The 16,306-nt window shown below is 42.6% G+C and carries 18 protein-coding genes and 1 pseudogene; 10 read left to right on the top strand and 9 right to left on the bottom strand.

Features of this window, described 5'->3' with window-relative positions; all coding sequences use genetic code 11:
• Positions 1 to 274: 274 nt before the first annotated feature.
• The gene (locus F6J94_RS16270) at positions 275 to 1,123 is read right to left on the bottom strand and encodes a hypothetical protein (protein ID WP_293042049.1); all 849 of its coding nucleotides are present in this window, start codon (positions 1,121 to 1,123) and stop codon (positions 275 to 277) included.
• Between the two features lie 213 nt (positions 1,124 to 1,336).
• Here F6J94_RS16270 and F6J94_RS16265 point away from each other — a divergent pair, with 213 nt between their 5' ends.
• Positions 1,337 to 1,645 (top strand): tyrosine-type recombinase/integrase, encoded by a 309-nt coding sequence (locus tag F6J94_RS16265; RefSeq protein ID WP_367142224.1) that lies wholly within the window; start codon positions 1,337 to 1,339, stop codon positions 1,643 to 1,645.
• A gap of 112 nt (positions 1,646 to 1,757) precedes the next feature.
• A complete protein-coding gene (locus F6J94_RS16260; protein ID WP_293042046.1) occupies positions 1,758 to 1,886 on the top strand; it encodes a hypothetical protein in 129 nt (42 codons plus the stop codon).
• A 36-nt stretch (positions 1,887 to 1,922) separates the two neighbouring features.
• Here F6J94_RS16260 and F6J94_RS16255 read toward each other — a convergent pair whose 3' ends face one another.
• Positions 1,923 to 2,444, bottom strand: coding sequence for a hypothetical protein (locus F6J94_RS16255; protein ID WP_293042043.1), 522 nt, complete (start codon positions 2,442 to 2,444; stop codon positions 1,923 to 1,925).
• A 289-nt stretch (positions 2,445 to 2,733) separates the two neighbouring features.
• Here F6J94_RS16255 and F6J94_RS16250 point away from each other — a divergent pair.
• Together F6J94_RS16250 and F6J94_RS16245 are read left to right on the top strand one after the other, a co-directional pair.
• Positions 2,734 to 3,785: pseudogene (locus F6J94_RS16250) on the top strand (IS4 family transposase).
• Positions 3,786 to 3,943: 158 nt separating this feature from the next.
• Positions 3,944 to 5,221: a tetratricopeptide repeat protein gene (locus F6J94_RS16245; protein ID WP_293042040.1), complete on the top strand. Its 1,278-nt coding sequence runs from the start codon at positions 3,944 to 3,946 to the stop codon at positions 5,219 to 5,221.
• A 61-nt stretch (positions 5,222 to 5,282) separates the two neighbouring features.
• Here F6J94_RS16245 and F6J94_RS16240 read toward each other — a convergent pair whose 3' ends face one another.
• Complete coding sequence (locus F6J94_RS16240; RefSeq protein ID WP_293042037.1) at positions 5,283 to 5,447, bottom strand: hypothetical protein; 165 nt, start codon at positions 5,445 to 5,447, stop codon at positions 5,283 to 5,285.
• Between the two features lie 759 nt (positions 5,448 to 6,206).
• Between F6J94_RS16240 and F6J94_RS16235 the strand changes: the two genes are divergently transcribed.
• Together F6J94_RS16235 and F6J94_RS16230 are read left to right on the top strand one after the other, a co-directional pair.
• The gene (locus F6J94_RS16235) at positions 6,207 to 6,398 is read left to right on the top strand and encodes a hypothetical protein (protein ID WP_293042034.1); all 192 of its coding nucleotides are present in this window, start codon (positions 6,207 to 6,209) and stop codon (positions 6,396 to 6,398) included.
• Positions 6,399 to 7,018: 620 nt separating this feature from the next.
• Complete coding sequence (locus F6J94_RS16230; protein ID WP_293042031.1) at positions 7,019 to 7,426, top strand: hypothetical protein; 408 nt, start codon at positions 7,019 to 7,021, stop codon at positions 7,424 to 7,426.
• A 282-nt stretch (positions 7,427 to 7,708) separates the two neighbouring features.
• On the opposite strand, the gene F6J94_RS16225 is transcribed toward F6J94_RS16230, so the two are convergent.
• The gene (locus F6J94_RS16225; protein WP_293042028.1) at positions 7,709 to 7,921 is read right to left on the bottom strand and encodes a DUF2281 domain-containing protein; all 213 of its coding nucleotides are present in this window, start codon (positions 7,919 to 7,921) and stop codon (positions 7,709 to 7,711) included.
• Positions 7,922 to 7,995: 74 nt separating this feature from the next.
• Between F6J94_RS16225 and F6J94_RS16220 the strand changes: the two genes are divergently transcribed.
• The 3 genes from F6J94_RS16220 (at position 7,996) to F6J94_RS16210 (ending at position 10,110) form a co-directional block, all read left to right on the top strand.
• Positions 7,996 to 8,163 (top strand): hypothetical protein, encoded by a 168-nt coding sequence (locus F6J94_RS16220; protein ID WP_293042025.1) that lies wholly within the window; start codon positions 7,996 to 7,998, stop codon positions 8,161 to 8,163.
• Between the two features lie 71 nt (positions 8,164 to 8,234).
• Positions 8,235 to 8,774, top strand: coding sequence for a TRAP transporter small permease subunit (locus tag F6J94_RS16215; RefSeq protein ID WP_071103954.1), 540 nt, complete (start codon positions 8,235 to 8,237; stop codon positions 8,772 to 8,774).
• A 4-nt stretch (positions 8,775 to 8,778) separates the two neighbouring features.
• Positions 8,779 to 10,110 (top strand): TRAP transporter large permease subunit, encoded by a 1,332-nt coding sequence (locus F6J94_RS16210; protein ID WP_293042018.1) that lies wholly within the window; start codon positions 8,779 to 8,781, stop codon positions 10,108 to 10,110.
• Here the strand turns inward: F6J94_RS16210 and F6J94_RS16205 are convergent.
• Positions 10,082 to 10,207: a hypothetical protein gene (locus tag F6J94_RS16205; protein WP_293030274.1), complete on the bottom strand. Its 126-nt coding sequence runs from the start codon at positions 10,205 to 10,207 to the stop codon at positions 10,082 to 10,084. The genes F6J94_RS16210 and F6J94_RS16205 overlap by 29 nt on opposite strands.
• A gap of 341 nt (positions 10,208 to 10,548) precedes the next feature.
• Between F6J94_RS16205 and F6J94_RS16200 the strand changes: the two genes are divergently transcribed.
• Positions 10,549 to 11,376, top strand: coding sequence for an ABC transporter permease (locus F6J94_RS16200; protein ID WP_293042015.1), 828 nt, complete (start codon positions 10,549 to 10,551; stop codon positions 11,374 to 11,376).
• A 22-nt stretch (positions 11,377 to 11,398) separates the two neighbouring features.
• Here F6J94_RS16200 and F6J94_RS16195 read toward each other — a convergent pair whose 3' ends face one another.
• The 4 genes from F6J94_RS16195 to F6J94_RS16180 form a co-directional block, all read right to left on the bottom strand.
• The gene (locus F6J94_RS16195) at positions 11,399 to 12,712 is read right to left on the bottom strand and encodes an ATP-binding protein (protein WP_293042012.1); all 1,314 of its coding nucleotides are present in this window, start codon (positions 12,710 to 12,712) and stop codon (positions 11,399 to 11,401) included.
• A 2-nt stretch (positions 12,713 to 12,714) separates the two neighbouring features.
• Positions 12,715 to 13,164, bottom strand: coding sequence for a response regulator (locus F6J94_RS16190; protein ID WP_293019839.1), 450 nt, complete (start codon positions 13,162 to 13,164; stop codon positions 12,715 to 12,717).
• A 20-nt stretch (positions 13,165 to 13,184) separates the two neighbouring features.
• Positions 13,185 to 15,221: a PAS domain S-box protein gene (locus F6J94_RS16185; RefSeq protein ID WP_293042009.1), complete on the bottom strand. Its 2,037-nt coding sequence runs from the start codon at positions 15,219 to 15,221 to the stop codon at positions 13,185 to 13,187.
• A gap of 301 nt (positions 15,222 to 15,522) precedes the next feature.
• The gene (locus F6J94_RS16180; protein WP_293019836.1) at positions 15,523 to 16,176 is read right to left on the bottom strand and encodes a hypothetical protein; all 654 of its coding nucleotides are present in this window, start codon (positions 16,174 to 16,176) and stop codon (positions 15,523 to 15,525) included.
• Positions 16,177 to 16,306 lie beyond the last annotated feature (130 nt).

Raw genomic sequence — 16,306 nt, 5'->3', positions numbered from 1 at the left:
TAGAAGGGAGAAGGGAGAATTAAGAAGGGAGAATGGAGAATTAAGAATGTAGAATGGAGAATTAAGAATGTAGAATGGTTAAGGCTGAATGGTGAATGGTTAAGACAGAAGCCAGAATGGTGAAGGCAGAAGGCAGAATGGTGAAGGCATAATTCTTAATTCTTAATTTTTAATTCTTAATTCTTAATTCTTAATTCTTAATTCCTAATTCTCAATTCTTAATTCTCAATTCCCAATTCTAAATTCTTATCTTGATTCAGCAACGCCAAATTACTTAGTAAAGCACTGCACTTGGTCCTTCAGAAATACCAGTCTTGGGGACTTCTTTGTCTCCAACCCATTCAGAACCATTAAATACATTACACCACATCCATCCACTGTCCTCTCGCCCTTGATGTAACAGGTAAATTTCGTCATTATATACGACTGCTGATGGTCCAGCAGTTATCCCAGTTTTATGTATCTTGTGATCTCCAGCCCACTCATCGCCATCGAAGACATTGCACCAGAGCCAACCGTTATCACCTCTGCCCTCGTGAAACACGTATATTTGACCGTTGTAGACTAATGCATCTGGATCATCGGTTAAACCTGTGCCCCGTACCTCTTTATCTCCAGCCCACTCATTGCCATCAAAAACGTTATACCACAGCCAACCACTATCCCCCCGTCCTTGGTGGAACACATAGAGAAGGTCATTGTATACTACTGCTGATGGACTAGAAGTAATTCCGGTCTTAGGAACTTTTTGATCCCCAGCCCACTCATTGCCATCAAAAACGTTATACCACAGCCAACCACTATCCCCTCGTCCTTGGTGGAACACATAGAGAAGGTCATTGTATACTACTGCTGATGGGCCAGCACTTATACCAGTATTACCAATTTCTTGATCTCCAGCCCACTCATTGCCATCAAAAACGTTATACCAGAGCCAGCCACTATCTCCCCGTCCTTGGTGGAACACATAGAGAAGGTCATTGTATACTACTGCTGATGGATCTCCTGTCATCCCAGTTTTATGAACTTTTTCATCTCCAAGCCACTCATTGCCATCAAAAACGTTATACCAGAGCCAGCCACTATCTCCTCGCCCCTGATGAAATACGTAGATGTTGCTCATTGTTTGTTTCCTATTTCTCTGTAGTTAATCATACTAATACAACCTGGGGGGGTGACATGCAAGGTGAAATCTTTTCTGGGTAATAATTTCAGCCTATAAGTTACAAAAAGATACATTCTTTTAGGCTAAAGGGGGTAAGGATAGGAGGGTTTATTTACCCGAAAGTGCGTTCGCGGAGCGGCTCTGAAGAGCATCGCGTTTGTAAATGATTGGTTGAATGTCAGAGGTCACCAACCAGGAGCGCTGTTGTGTCCAATCCGCAAAGGGGGACAGATACAGAACAGAAAGATGACCCCCCAGGGGGTGTTGTTGATTTTGCAGAAGCGGGCTAAAGAAGCTGGGGTGGAATCCTTTTCTCCCCATGATTTTCGCAGGACTTTTTGCTCTGATTTACTGGATGCTGGGGTTGATATTGTGACGGTACAAAAGTTGGCTGGCCATGCCTCCCCTGTGACTACGGCTAAGTATGATAGGCGAGGGGAGGAGGTGAAGCGTAGGGCGGTTCAGAAATTGGGGTTTTAGGAGGAGACACTACCCGATTGACCTTTGGTCACGCTACGCGATCGCATCTGTTTTCCTACAATGGAACATGAGGGTGCCAATCAGCCGTTGGGTAATTTTAGGAATCCAATGAGTGTCCACTGGTCTCGCAACCGTCGGGCTAGCTGAGACCAAGGGTGGAGTGGACGCGGGGGTGCGATCGCACCTAGGGAACGCGATCAGCTTCGCTGCGCCAAAGGCGATGAAGCAAAGCTTCCGCTAAGAGCGATCGCAAGTGTTTCTGTAAAGCTATAATACTCTACCACGTTACATGGCTGGATTCTAGTAGTTTTTCTAGATGATCGATGGTCTCTTCAATGAGTTCTTTATTCTCTTCAGGAAACTCACCATGAACAGTAATCATTCCTTTTTCGTTGTTGAGCGTAATTTCGCTATCAATTAAAAGAATTCGTAAGTGTTTAAGTGTTCGTTCAATTCGAGGTAGTTTATTTTCGGTAAATTTGCCTGTCATAAGAACCCCTGGTACTTGGTGATAAGATGTATCTTTGGTAGATAAAATCGAAGGAGAAGTATCAGTATTCGTTTTATGGCGAATATAGCCGTCTTCCACTTCTAAATCCAATTTTTTCATCAAAGAATAGAAACAAGATGGATAAAGCTTTGAGCCTTTAAGAAATCGTTTAACCGTTGATACAGATGTACAAGAGTGATCAGCCCATGCCTGTTGTGTCCAGCCTTTTTCAGCAAGCGCTTTTCTAACTTCGTCAATACCTACATCAGATAACCCTACAGAATTGGTGTTACGCTTCTTATTGCTCATTATAATTCATTCCCACGTAAAGAACAATATAGCGGCTTCTACTCTAATGAGGTACAGGCAAGCCTGAATTATAAAGCTTTTCAGCTTAAAAATGTACCTCACCAGACAAAAAACGCTACAGATACAAATAAGCTGCCAAGCTTTAGAACCGATACTAACATTTAAAATCTTAAATGTGTTTTCACTAAGTACAGGACAAAAACCTTGAAATGAAGAGCAGGATAGGGTTTCATCAGAAATACCACAATCTGCCCTTAACCCTATGAATCAATAAGCGCGAATTGAAGCAATTACTCCAAGAGCATTTAGACGCTCCTTGGAGCCAGACTCTCGCTTAAGCGCCCTGTTCTTGTTGGCTGTCCTGAAGGTAAAAACGGTTAATCTCTGTGAGCTGTCGTTAGGGTTTGGAGGCAGGGCACTGCCGGAATCGAGCTTACTTGCGTCAGAGCGCGATTTTTTCGAGGCTTTGAGGTGGATTACGCCCAGATTGCCAAAATGGTTGTGAGCTGGATGGGGATTCCTGATGGGTGGGTGCTGAGCCTCGACCGAACCACGTGGGAATTCGGGTCTCATTGCTACAACATTCTGACAAACGGCATTGTGCATGAGGGAGTGGCAAATCCAGTATTGTGGTGGCTGCTCGACAAGAAGGGAAACTCCAATAGTGATGAGCGAATGCGTTTTATCGAGGCGTTTTACCAGCTCTTTCCCAAAGCCCAGATAAGCGTGTTTGTGTGCAGACCTGCATGTTTATTGGTCAGGCATGGATTCGTTATCTGTTGCGCGGGGCCACTCTATCGTTTCGTATCCTTTTCCGAGCCACTGATAAGATTGAACGCTCAGGAAGGTCCCTGGCAGCCAAAGTGGTTTTTGCCCATAAGCATGCCAGGTGAATCCCAACTACTCTTGGGGGTTTGTCGTGTTTGGGGCTACCCAGTTTCAGTTGAAGCCAAGCGGCTTGATGATGGCCAATAAAGAGTCGTGATTGCACCCCCGGCAACAAGCGCATTTGGTCACTGACTATAGCTTACGTTGGGGCATTGAAACGCTATGCAGGCATTTTTCAAACCCGAGGCAAATGCCATTGAGTCCACTCACTTTACTGAAGCTGAGCGTTTACGCAAACTGAAAGCCGCTGCTGACACTGGCACGCTCGTTGGTCAATGCGAACGGGTTTGTGGTTACACCAGTATCAACCCATTACTATTAAAAAACACGGTCGTCGGCAAGCGAGCTTATTTCGCGAACGGATTTGACTACTTGCGGCATTTGGTTTTAAATCCTTCTATCCACAATCAAGCTGACTTTTCGCACTCTCTAAAACTTTTGTCCTGTACTTAGGTGTTTTCACTATGGGGTCAGTTAACTTTAACAAAGTGAACCATAAGTCAACCCTAAGTGAACTAATCTGGTATTGATGTTAAGGAGTTAAAGTGTAAGATTGTGATATGGATCACAAAGCAAGGCTATTCATTGAGATTTAAAATAAAAGATTTATCATGATAAAGAGAGTAGATTTAAAAATCTATATTATTGGTTATTATTTGGGGATTCAACCTTTTGAGATTGAACCTTTTGATAATGCTTACTACCAACTAAGCGAGTATAACCAAGCCATAAAGTATTATCAGCAAGCATTGGCTATTCACCGCGAAGTTAATAATCGGCAGAAGGAAGCCATTACCCTTAAGAATCTTGGTCGGGTTTACAAAGAACTGGGAGATTATTACCAATCTTCATGGTTTTGGTATGGGTATTTTACGAAAGGACTGACAGAGTATAACCAAGCTGGGGGGGTGACATGCAAGCTAAAATCCTTACTGGGTAAGATATTCAGCCCATTTGTTACAAAAAGATACATGCTGTTTTGGGCCGACCTTGGACGTAGTTATAAGGGTTTAAGCGTCCAGAAAATCAAAGAAGGGTCAATTTGGGAGTTTATCTTTCCTAAGATAATTGGCATCAGAACCTTATCTAGTAAGCTTTTCAGGGCTCATGTCACCCCCTCAGATAACCAAGCCATAGAGTATTATCAGCAAGCTTTGGCTATTTACCGCGAAGTTAATAATCAAGTTTGGGAAGTTATTACCCTTAATAATCTTGGTGAGGTTTACTGCCAACTGGGAAAGTATGACCAAGCCATTGACTATTATCAGCAAGCTTTGGAGCAAATCCAAGTTGCAGAAAATTTGTGCTATATCCCATACTTGATAAGTCCTAGAAACTCTACTATATACTCTAGATTAATCCCAAAGCCAATACTTGTGTGGAAAGACATTACCCTTAATAATCTTGGTGAGGTTTACTGCCAACTGGGAAAGTATGACCAAGCCATTGACTATTATCAGCAAGCTTTGGAGCAAATCCAAGTTGCAGAAAATTTGTGCTATATCCCATACTTGATAAGTCCTAGAAACTCTACTATATACTCTAGATTAATCCCAAAGCCAATACTTGTGTGGAAAGACATTACCCTTAATAATCTTGGTCAGGTTTACTGCCAACTGGAAAAGTATTACCAAGCCCCATATTACTACGGAAAAGTCCTAGATTACTACTACCAAGTCTTGACCATTACTAAAGACATTGATGACCTCACTGTTAGGTGTACTAACTCATCGATGATGCCTACCGTATGTCGTCAGCTGTCTTATTTTCTTGATGGTTTGTCAACTATCATCGTTCGGTTACTAATAGGTCATTCCATAATTTTTGGTTGTTTGGAACCTTTACCATTCAAGCATTTTAGCTCTTTAGCTTTCTTTGATTCTTCCTAAATTACAGCAGTTTTAAATCGCTCCGTCTAGTAATTTTACGAATCATTTAGGACTGCTATAGCTAGGAAAAATGCTGTAGTAACAGTAACGGTGGACGGGTGAGTGGCGGACGGGTGAGTAACAGTAACGGTAAACGGGTGAGTTGCTGAATCAACGAATGAACAGGAGTAGAGTGGGCATCCTGCCCGCCCGAAAAGATCAGGAACAGGCAAGATGCCCATTCCACCTCACTCTTAAAATCATTCCATTATTAAGCAACGCCGTAACAGGAATTAAAATCCCTGCTGGAACTACTTGTATACCATTCCCAGTAATTGAACTCTGATACTTATCAAGCTGCCAAACTTAAGTAGTAAGAGTTTTAGACAAATTTACTTGACGGCGCTTTGCGTAACTATTAGTTACACAAGATTGTTTTCCCTGTTTCTTCTTCCCTGCTCCCTAAAAATATAAAACGAAGTCCTAACTGAATTGCAAACCGCTGTAATTAGCTATAATAAGGATAGAGAGAGTAGTTTTATAGAGCTTCATTCCCGTAATTGAACTTCGATACTTATCAAGCTGCCAAACTTAAGTAGTAAGAGTTTTCAATCGGATAAAAATGGCTTATACGAAATTACTCTCTCTTTTTATTAACTATAACAACAGTAAATCATTTGGAAATCACTGGACTTCTAAAAACTCGCTCCAACTCCGGTCCCTTCTGCCATCTGGATTCTTGCTCCTGCCTTAAAGCAGGCCACTTCTTTCACGTATCAGTAGAATTGCTATAGCTATTACCTATAGCTTATCGAAGAGTCATACCATTTTGGGAATATCAATACCAAGGTCTATTAAGGTCACTTGTTTATTAGAAAGTGACCTTAATAGACCTTTTTTTAGGATGACAACTTTCTGACTATATATCTAAAATAAAATTATTCAAGTTTGGCAGCTTGATAGGGTGCGTCTCGTTTCTACTGTAAACCTATCGGAGTTCAATTTAATGAACAATAACGAGTTTCCCAAAACCATCAACACTGCTCACACTGAGCAACCTGTGCAATTGTCTTACCCGGTGATTGTTCCTGAAGTACAACAAGTATTAGCGGAAGGAAGCATCGCGGTAATTACGATACTTTGCTTAACGGTGTTAGTCCATGAAATCCGGTTGTTAGTTGAAGCTAGCAAATCGTAGCTCAAACTTAATTAAACAGGTTAACACCTGCCTATTGTAAATGGATTAGCCCTTCTCCAAAAGAAGGGCTTTTTCTGCATGACCCTCCGCATAGTGAAGGTGAGACCATGGCAATACCCTATGCACATCAACCCATAATGTAACCCTCGGCATAGTGGAGACACTAGGGGATCGCCTAGGTGGCCGCTACGCGATCGCCTTTGGTCACGCTGCGCGAGTCACGCGAAGCTTCCGCTAAAAGCGATCGCCTTTGGTCACACTACGCGATCGCATCTGTTTTACTACGAGGGTACTGATGCTGTCATCAGCTAACAGTGAAAGTATTCAACCGGACATAATATAAGACATATTTTTTTCTGCTCCCTGCTACCTTTAAACCAAAATACTATGTCTTAAACTCTCCTGATGTTGCTATTAGCTAAAGTTTTTATCAATCTAACCATTTAATTTTAACTATTTATTACAAAATCGAGAAAAATTCTCGATTTTTTTTATTTTCCACTTGACAACAACCCTAGCCACTATCTATAATAGAATCATGGAAAAAAGAGCCGCGCTTTTCGCTTGACCTGCCACAAGCGCGGCTCTTTCCCAAACCACAGTTTAGGTAACTCTATAATATGGCAAAAAAACGATTTGTTCATCATCCCATCAATTATCACGAAGGGATGGAGCGTCTTGAACAGCTTGGACAACAGAGGGAGCCAAGGGAGGAAAATATCTATCCCTATCCCATCACGGAGCGAGAGCAAATCCTAATCCTACTGTACAGTTACTGCCAATTGGGCATGACACCGCAACGGTTTTACCAGAAGTGGGACCTGACTCGCGAAGATATGGCTTTGATCTGCTCCTGTTCCGTTCAAACCGTTAATGGCTGGTTTTCCACTAGTCGTCGCTGTTATCCTCCCACTGCTGGTCACTTGCGCCATCTAGCGATTATGGATTTTTTGTTGGAGGATTTTGAGACTATTCCGAAGGAGTTATTGGAGCGATTGTGCTTGAAGGAGGAGAGAATGGAGAATTAAGAATTAAGAAGGGAGAATGTAGAATTAAGAATGGTGAAGTCAGAAGGCAGAAGGCAGAAGGCCGGGCGTTGCTTAATAATGGAATAATTTTATGAATTTTGTGGAACGGGCATCTTGCTTCTGATATTTTCACCCCAGGCAGGATGCCCACCCCACTCATATTCATTCCTTGATTCAGCAACGCCGAAGTCAGAATTCCCAATTCTAAATTCTAAATTCTAAATTATACATTCTACATTCTACATTCTAAATTCTAAATTCTTCATTCTTAATTCTTAATTCTCAAGATAGAGGCTCGTTAAAATCATCACTCATCCATCCTTCTCCTTCTAGCAAGCCTAAAATCCGAGGAGCCTGAGATTGACTTGGCTCAGATTCAACATACTTAAGAGCCAGAAACTCCACAAAATCAAACACCATGCGTTGTTGCTGTGGTGGTAATGCCTGCAAGCTTCTGAGAAAATCTTTAGGTAAACCTATCGTCTGGTAATTCATCACTATCCTTTCATCAAACACTTAGTTATTTTGGGCGTTGCTGAATAATGGAATGATTTTAAGAGTTTTGTGGAATGGGCATCTTGCGTGGAACTGGCATCTTGGTAGAACTGGCATCTTGCCAGTTTCCTCCTTATTTTCGAGCGGGCAAGATGCCCACTCTACTCATATTGATTCAAAGATTCAGCAATGCTTGGATAGAACTTATCCAATCTTATCTCTTATTGGGCACAATGTCTTGATCCAGCGCAGTCATGGGTAATTGCTATGTTAAAATAACATTCCAATAGCTGGTAAGTGAGGAGTGTAGCTATTGCAACAACTATTACGTATCTCTAGAGTAATTGATAGCTTCAATGAGAGAATCGGTCGCTTAACCTACTGGATTTTGCCACTGATGATCCTGATTGGTGTGTGGAATGTGGTTGGTCGCTACTTGGGACGTTTTATAGGAGAAAATTTGAGTTCTAATGGGTTTATCGAAACTCAATGGTACTTATTTGACTTAGTATTCCTGTTGGGGGCGGCTTACACTCTTAAGCATAATGGCCATGTGCGAGTGGATGTTTTTTATAAGAGTTTGAAGCCAAAGGCTCAAGCGATCGCTAATTTAATTGGGACATTATTGTTCTTAATTCCCTTCTGCATCATGGTAATTTATTTTTCTTGGGGAGCAATTGTTAATTCCTGGACGATTCAAGAAATGTCCCCAGATCCAGGAGGGTTACCCCGTTACCCAATTAAATCCATGATTATTGTCAGCTTTGGGTTGCTGATTCTTCAAGGAATCTCAGAAGCCATCAAAAACTGGGCAATTTTTGCCGGATATTTGGCACCCCAGGAGGAGGAATAAAACCATGGGTTATGACTGGTTAGGTCCAGCCATGTTTGGCGGTGCCTTAGTATTACTTTCCATCGGCTACCCGGTAGCCTTCTCCCTAGGTGGGGTGGCAATTTTGTTTGCCATCATAGGAGTGAGTTTGGGTATCTTTGACCCGATTTTCCTGACCGCTATGCCCCAGCGGATTTTCGGTATCATGGCCAACTACACTCTCCTAGCCGTGCCCTACTTTATTTTTATGGGTTCCATGCTAGAAAAATCTGGCATTGCTGAGCAGCTGTTGGAAACCATGGGAATTCTGTTTGGACGGCTGCGAGGGGGATTGGCGTTAGCAGTGGTGATTGTGGGTGCGTTGCTGGCGGCATCTACTGGAGTCGTTGCCGCAACAGTAGTGGCAATGGGACTGATTTCCCTACCAATTATGTTGCGCTACGGTTATAACAAAGAACTAGCCACTGGGGTAATCGTGGCATCGGGTACATTAGGACAGATTATCCCACCGAGTGTCGTACTGGTGGTATTAGCGGATCAGTTAGGAATTTCCGTAGGAGACCTGTTTATCGGTTCCGTGATTCCTGGCTTAATGATGGCTGGGGCGTTTGCCATTCATGTGATCATTGTAGCATGGCTCAAGCCAGATGCAGCACCAGCCCTACCCCTAGAAGTCCGAAATATCAGTGGAAAAGCCTTGGGAAAGCGGGTGATCCAATCAATGGTACCACCATTATTGTTAATTCTATTAGTATTGGGCAGTATCTTTTTTGGCATTGCTACTCCAACGGAAGCAGGGGCTGTGGGTTGCCTGGGCGCAATAGTATTAGCTGGTGTGAATGGTCAGTTGAATTTGCCATCCCTGCGACAGAGCTCTGATGCGACGATGCGGATTACCAGCATGGTGATTTTTATATTGCTGGGTTCAACAGCATTTAGTTTAGTGTTTCGTGGCTTGAATGGCGATCGCGTAATGGAAGCGATGCTGTTAAACCTTCCCGGCGGTTACATTGGCTTCCTAGTAGTCAGTATGTTAACTATTTTCCTACTAGGCTTCTTTATAGACTTTTTTGAGATTGCCTTTATTGTAGTACCGCTGTTTGCTCCAGTCGCCCAACAGCTTAACCTTGACTTGGTCTGGTACGGCGTAATTATCGGAGCCAATCTCCAAGCCTCATTTCTGACACCACCCTTTGGCTTTGCTCTGTTTTATTTACGGGGTGTTGCCCCACCAGAGGTGAAAACCATGGAAATTTACCGAGGTGCGATTCCCTTTATTCTGTTGCAACTGCTGGTGCTAGTGTTGATTATTGCCTTTCCTGGTATAGTCAGTTTCTTGCCCTCTTTGAGTACTTGATTTGAAAATCTAGGTTAATGGGAGTCGGGAGTGGAACAGGCATCTTGCCTGTTACAATTCCCAGTCGGGAGTCGGGAGTCGGGAGTGGAACAGGCATCTTGCCTGTTACAATTCCCAGGCGGGCTGTCCCAATACTGGCGCTCGGTGTTGAAGATCAGGGCAAGCCCGCCCCTAAAGCACCACTAGCAACTGCCCGCCTCACAAGATTTTGAACAGGAGTAGAGTGGGCATCCTGCCCGCCCGAAAATAAGCATGAAACTGGCAAGATGCCAGTTCCACGCCTGATGCCCATTCCACGCCTGATGCCTATTCCACCTCACTCTTAAAATCATTCCATTATTAAGCAACGCAACGGTTGGAGGATTTTTAGACTCTTGTGGTAGTCGATGATAATATTTAGGAATGTAAATAAAATTTAATTTAATTTAAACGGATACGGTGAAATCCAATCTATCACTGCCCCATCACAACACCTTAAAAGCGTCCCAGTTACCGACTATAGTCACAGATAGCCTCACGGTTTTGTGGGGGGACTGGCTAAAGTTACGGGTGCGAGCCACCCAAGTCGTTGCTAGTGGGCTAATCTCCCCAGTGATCTACATATTGGCATTTGGTCTCGGCCTAGGGAGTACCTTAGATCGGACAATGACTCCCCCAGTTGGTGAATCCTATTTAGAATTTATTCTGCCAGGAATGGTGGCGCTGTCGTCTATGACCATTAGCTTTGCTGGCACTACCTTTTCCATTTGCGGTGATCGGCTATACACCAAAACCTTTGAGGAAACCTTGTTGATGCCAGTCCATCCCTTAGCCTTGCATGTCGGCAAAATGATGGCGGGGATTTTGCGGGGATTAATGACATCTGCTTCAGTTATTTTGGTAGCAGTGCTGTTTACTGGGAAAGTATGGAGTTTTCTCAATCCCTTATTTTTCTTGTTGCTAGTGCTTAATTGTGCTGTGTTTGCCGGTTTAGGGGTGATAGTGGGATTGAATGTCAAATCCTTGGAAATGGTTGGTCTTTTCAACAACTTCTTAATTGTTCCAATGTCCTTCCTAGGTGGGACGTTTTTTGACCCAGGGACCTTACCTACAGTCTTAAAAGTGATTGTCTATCTATTGCCTCTAAGTTATACCAGCACTGGACTCCGGGCTGCTGCTTACTTACCCCTGTCTGAGTTTCCCTGGTATGCGATACCGATTCTGCTGGGGTTTGCGATCGCACTTTCTCTATTTGGTGCTCACCAATTTGCTCACCAGCAAGACTAATTAGGCATACTTACACCCTTACCTAGGTATTAGGCTTTGCTGAATAATGGGATGAGTGTAATGGCAATGTGACCGTAAAGGCTGTACCAACTCCCACTTCACTCTCTACACAAATCTCACCACCGTGGAGGTTAACACATTTTTTGACAATTGCTAATCCTAGTCCGGTACCAGAGATAGTACCAACATTACTACTGCGCTGGAAAGCCTCAAATAACCGTTCTTGGTCTTCTGGGGGGATGCCAATGCCAGAATCTTGGATCCGGAACATCGTACTATCATCACTCATGATCAGATCAAATTGGATATCACCCCCATCCGGTGAATACTTAATCCCATTGGAGAGCAAATTAGACAGAATTTGCCGCAATAGTTTTTCATCTAGATCAGCTTTGCAAAACCAACCCTGATTACTACAGCAGGAAGTTTCCTTTGAATTATCTATACAGTTAAAGTTAATAGTAAACCCAGTCTTAGCTGTTAGTTTAAATTCTTCCACAATTTCCTTACATAAGGCTACCACATCTATAGGTAATGGTTTGAATTCCAATTTTCCTGCCTCAGCTTTACTGAATAGCAGTACATCACTCACTAACTTAGTCAGATGTTGAACCGTCGTTTGAATCCGCTGAAAATAACGTCGCTTTTTTTCGGAAGACCATTTATGACTGTAATGTTCTAATAATTCTGCCGAAGAGAGGATGGTGGCCAGTGGGGTGCGATATTCATGAGAAACGACTGAAACAATCCGAGATTTGAGGTCATTGAGTTCTTTTTCTTTATTCAACGCCTGACGAAGTTCTTCTTCCAAGGACTTCCGATTTGAAATTTCCTCTTGCAGGTACTGATTTTTTTGCCTTAATTCATCGGTTTGTTCGGCAACGCGATGTTCTAATTCTTCATTGAGTCGTTGCAATTGCTCCTCACTTTGTCGAAGCTGCTTCATAGTATTGGCTCGCTCAATAGCGTAGCGAATTGTGCGCATCAGCAATTCACTATCAATTTTGCCCTTGACTAAATAATCTTGTGCTCCTTTTCGTAATGCTTCTAGGGCAGTAACTCTATCATTAAGACCCGTTAACACCACAATGGGTAAATCCGGTACTACCTCGTGGGTTTTTGTTACCGTAATCAATCCCTGTTTATCCGGTAACGATAGGTCTAACAAGACTATATCAAAATGATGTTTACTGAGGGAATCAATAGCATCTTGTAACTTTTCTACCTGCACCAGTGACCACTGAATCTCTTGAGCATCAGTTAAAATGATTTGGAGAAGATCCGCATCAGCTGGGTTATCTTCTACTAGCAGTATTTTCAGGGAATTGGTGTCCATATTTATTGATATAATGGCAGTCTAACAAGGTCTAACCAAAATTCTTCAATCCGCTTCACCATCGACATAAAACTTTCCCAATCTATGGGTTTACAAATGTAGCAGTTAGCTTTTAGTCTGTAAGTATTGATAATATCTTGCTGAGAGTCAGATGTGGTTAATATAATAATTGGGATTGTACTTATCTGGGGGTCTTCCTTGATTTCTTGGAGAACCTCGCGACCATCTTTTTTTGGTAAATTAAGATCCAGAACAATTAAAGCTGGACGTGGGGCTTCCTGATATTTTCCCTGCTTACGGAGAAATGCGATCGCTTTAGCTCCATCATCAACCCAGTGAAACTTACTGGATAGCTTGCTATCACATAATGCCTCTAAAATGAGTTCGGCATCACTCGACGAATCTTCTACCAGCAGAATATCAATTGGTTGAGTATTTGTCATAATGTTCATGATGCCAGTTCCTGAAATTTCTAGATAATGTTTAACTCATGATGATGCTGTGGTATTGAGAAGTAAAATTTTGTGCCTACTCCTAGCTCTGACTCTACCCAAATTTTTCCGCCATGACGCTCTACAATCTTCTTACAAACTGCTAGACCAATGCCTGTGCCGGGATACTCACGGCGGGTATGCAAGCGCTGGAAAATAGTAAAGATGCGCTCAAAGTACTCAGGCTCAATACCAATACCATTATCACGAACTGAAAAGATCCATTCCTTACCCTTCAGTTCCGCTGAAATATGGACTCTGGGTAGCTCTTGGCTGCGAAACTTAATAGCATTACCGATGAGATTTTGCAGAAGTTGACTCAGTTGTATATCATCCCCCATAACTACAGGTAAGGAGTCATGGGTAACTATGACATCGCTCTCGATAATCGCCACATTTAAATTGTCTAAAACCCGATTCAGTACTACCTCGCAGTCAGTAGCTGCTAATTCTTTACCATGGGTTCCCACCCGAGAAAAACTCAGCAGATCCTGGATTAACTGCTGCATGTTAGTAGCGCCATCTACGATGTAATGAATATACTTATCCGCTTGAGCATCCAGGTTACTCTGGTATTTTTTAGCTAAGAGTTGGGTGTAGCTACTAATCGCTCGCAGTGGTTCTTGTAAATCATGGGAAGCCACGTAAGCAAACTGTTCTAACTCACGGTTAGATCGGGATAAATCTTGATTAAGTCGTTTGAGGGCCTCTTGAGCTTCCTTACGCTCTGTAATCACCTCAGTACTCATAATGATACCGCTAATCTTCCCACTAATGTCAACCCAAGGACGGATTTCCCACTTGAGCCACTGTTGTTCACCATTAGCGCGAATAAACAAATCTTCTTCACACTCTGCTGAATAACCCTCTAAGCACCGTTGGTGTATTTTCTTCCAACCCTCAGGAGTTTCTGGAAATACGTCGTAGTAGCTTTTGCCAATGATGTTGTCATCATATATGTTGTACTCTGAGTACCAGTGGCGACTAACAAACTGGTACCTCATCTGCTGATCGAACATGGCAATAGCTGCGGGTACATATTCCAAAAATCGGTTGAGCAGCTCCAGGTTGTTGCCTAATTCGGACTCAACCTGGCGGCGCTCCCTGATTTCAGCTGTTAAGACTTCATTGGCTTCTGCTAGTTGCTTTGTCCGTTCTAATACTCGTTGTTCTAACTCTTCATAGGCTTGGCTGAGGACATCATCCTCTAGCTTGCGCTTCGTGATATCCTCTACCACGGACACCACTCCGATGATGGTGCCATCAGATTCAATTAAGGGAGCATTGTGCCACTGGCAAAATATACTACTGCCATCTTGTGGATGGTAGTTTTCCGTAATGCAGTTGCTACACTGAAAATTCAAACAGTCTTGCAGAACTCGCTGGAACTGCTCTACGGAAGATTGCGGCTTCATCAATTCATGGGCACGATGCCCAAAGGCTTCCATCTTCTTATAGCCAAAAATTTTTTCGGCTACATGGTTCCACTGCATCACTTCACCATCCAGGCTCCACTCAATGAAACCAAGGGGAGTTTGCTCTACCAGGAGGGACAAGGTTTGTTGGGATCTCAGTAGTTCTTCTAGGGTTTGCTTACGTTCAGCAATTTCCTTTTCCAGAGCTGTGTTAGTCGCTTCCAGTGCAGCTCTACTGGAGAATGCTAAGACTTTTGGCATCAATACTACTAGTGCGATAGCGCTAGACAGAGAAAGTATGGCACTAGTCCCTTTGACTAAACCAGAAAGCCAATAATCTGGATGCCAAATTGTCCAGACCTCTAGCAAGTGACTAGTTCCAGAGAACAAAACCAAGGGACTCAATAGTAAGAAAATCTTCAGTAATGACAGATCTTGGTTTTGAGACCAAAAATAGATCACCAACAGCAGAATAGAGTAATAGGATAGGGCAATTAGCAAATCCGAACCAGCATGAAGTCCAAGTAATTCAGGCTTCCAGACATAGCAATGCTCGTGGGATATATAATGACCAGAGAACATGTCTTGTAATATTGTGAGCATATGCCGTTGGTCAATTGGGCAAGGGTGAATTTCCAGCAGCACCGACGGTAACAGCAATGGTCAGATTAACCAGCTTAGTTTCGTACCAAGTAGCAGATCTTCCACTTATCCGTTGGAGTTAATTCCCTTTTGAAGTGGAACTGGGTATCAAGAAGGTAATCACCTCCCATGACAGTAAGACACACTTGGTTCTTCTATTCTTAACGTTTTGACCAGGGACTGTAAATCTGTGAAATTACGTAATTTAAAATTACCCCACAACAATTCTTTGCTCAGAGAACTTTAACTCCCAATTTGGGAATTATAAAGCTCGATTTATCTTTCTATATAAAGATTGCAGCATCACCTGCCAGCATACCTGGCTGAAATAGAGAGTTATGTTCATAATACCCAATAACCGAGTGGCATCTTCTAGCATGGCTCGGGTTCCTTGTCCTGAGAAATGGGATGAATCCACCAAACCAGATATTACAAATAAAATTGCCGCAATCATCAGCAGTATATATGGTGTAGCTCGAATTATCCTCCAAAAAGCTAATCCATACAGGATGGCACCTATGCCATACATAAAATACACCGGCGCTTTGGAAATCCCTTGATTTACTAGTATTAAATTAATCCTGAAAACATCATCAATTAATAATATTCCAATGCCAATTGCAGAGGAAAAAATAAATCGATTTATTTTTTGATTAGGCTGGATTTTGTTCAGCAATAACCAGCACCATAAACAAATGGTTACTACTACGCACCACATTAATTCAGAGACAGCTGATAACGTGCCGATGTAGGGGCGATTGATAAGAAAAGGATCATCAAAAAGTCCTACGACTATATAACCCCTGTCCTGAATCTTGACATAAATACTTAAAATTAAAAATAGTATAATAATTAAGCTGTTATACCAAAGAATATAATGATCGTGGCGCAGCTGCTTGAGAAGGATTTTCAGCATCGAGGTGAAACAGGTAAATAAGCAATTGTTTGTTGGGCTATGCCAAGACACCCATAGAACTCTACCTCCATACCGATGAAAAATTTGCTCAGCCAGATTTTACCCCCAATCCCGCTGATAAGATGAAAGA

The organism is Moorena sp. SIO1F2, from assembly GCF_010672755.1.
In the GTDB taxonomy this organism is placed as follows: domain Bacteria; phylum Cyanobacteriota; class Cyanobacteriia; order Cyanobacteriales; family Coleofasciculaceae; genus Moorena.
The sequence above is the reverse complement of the archived record's forward strand: the minus strand, read 5'-3'. Positions and strand labels throughout refer to the sequence as shown.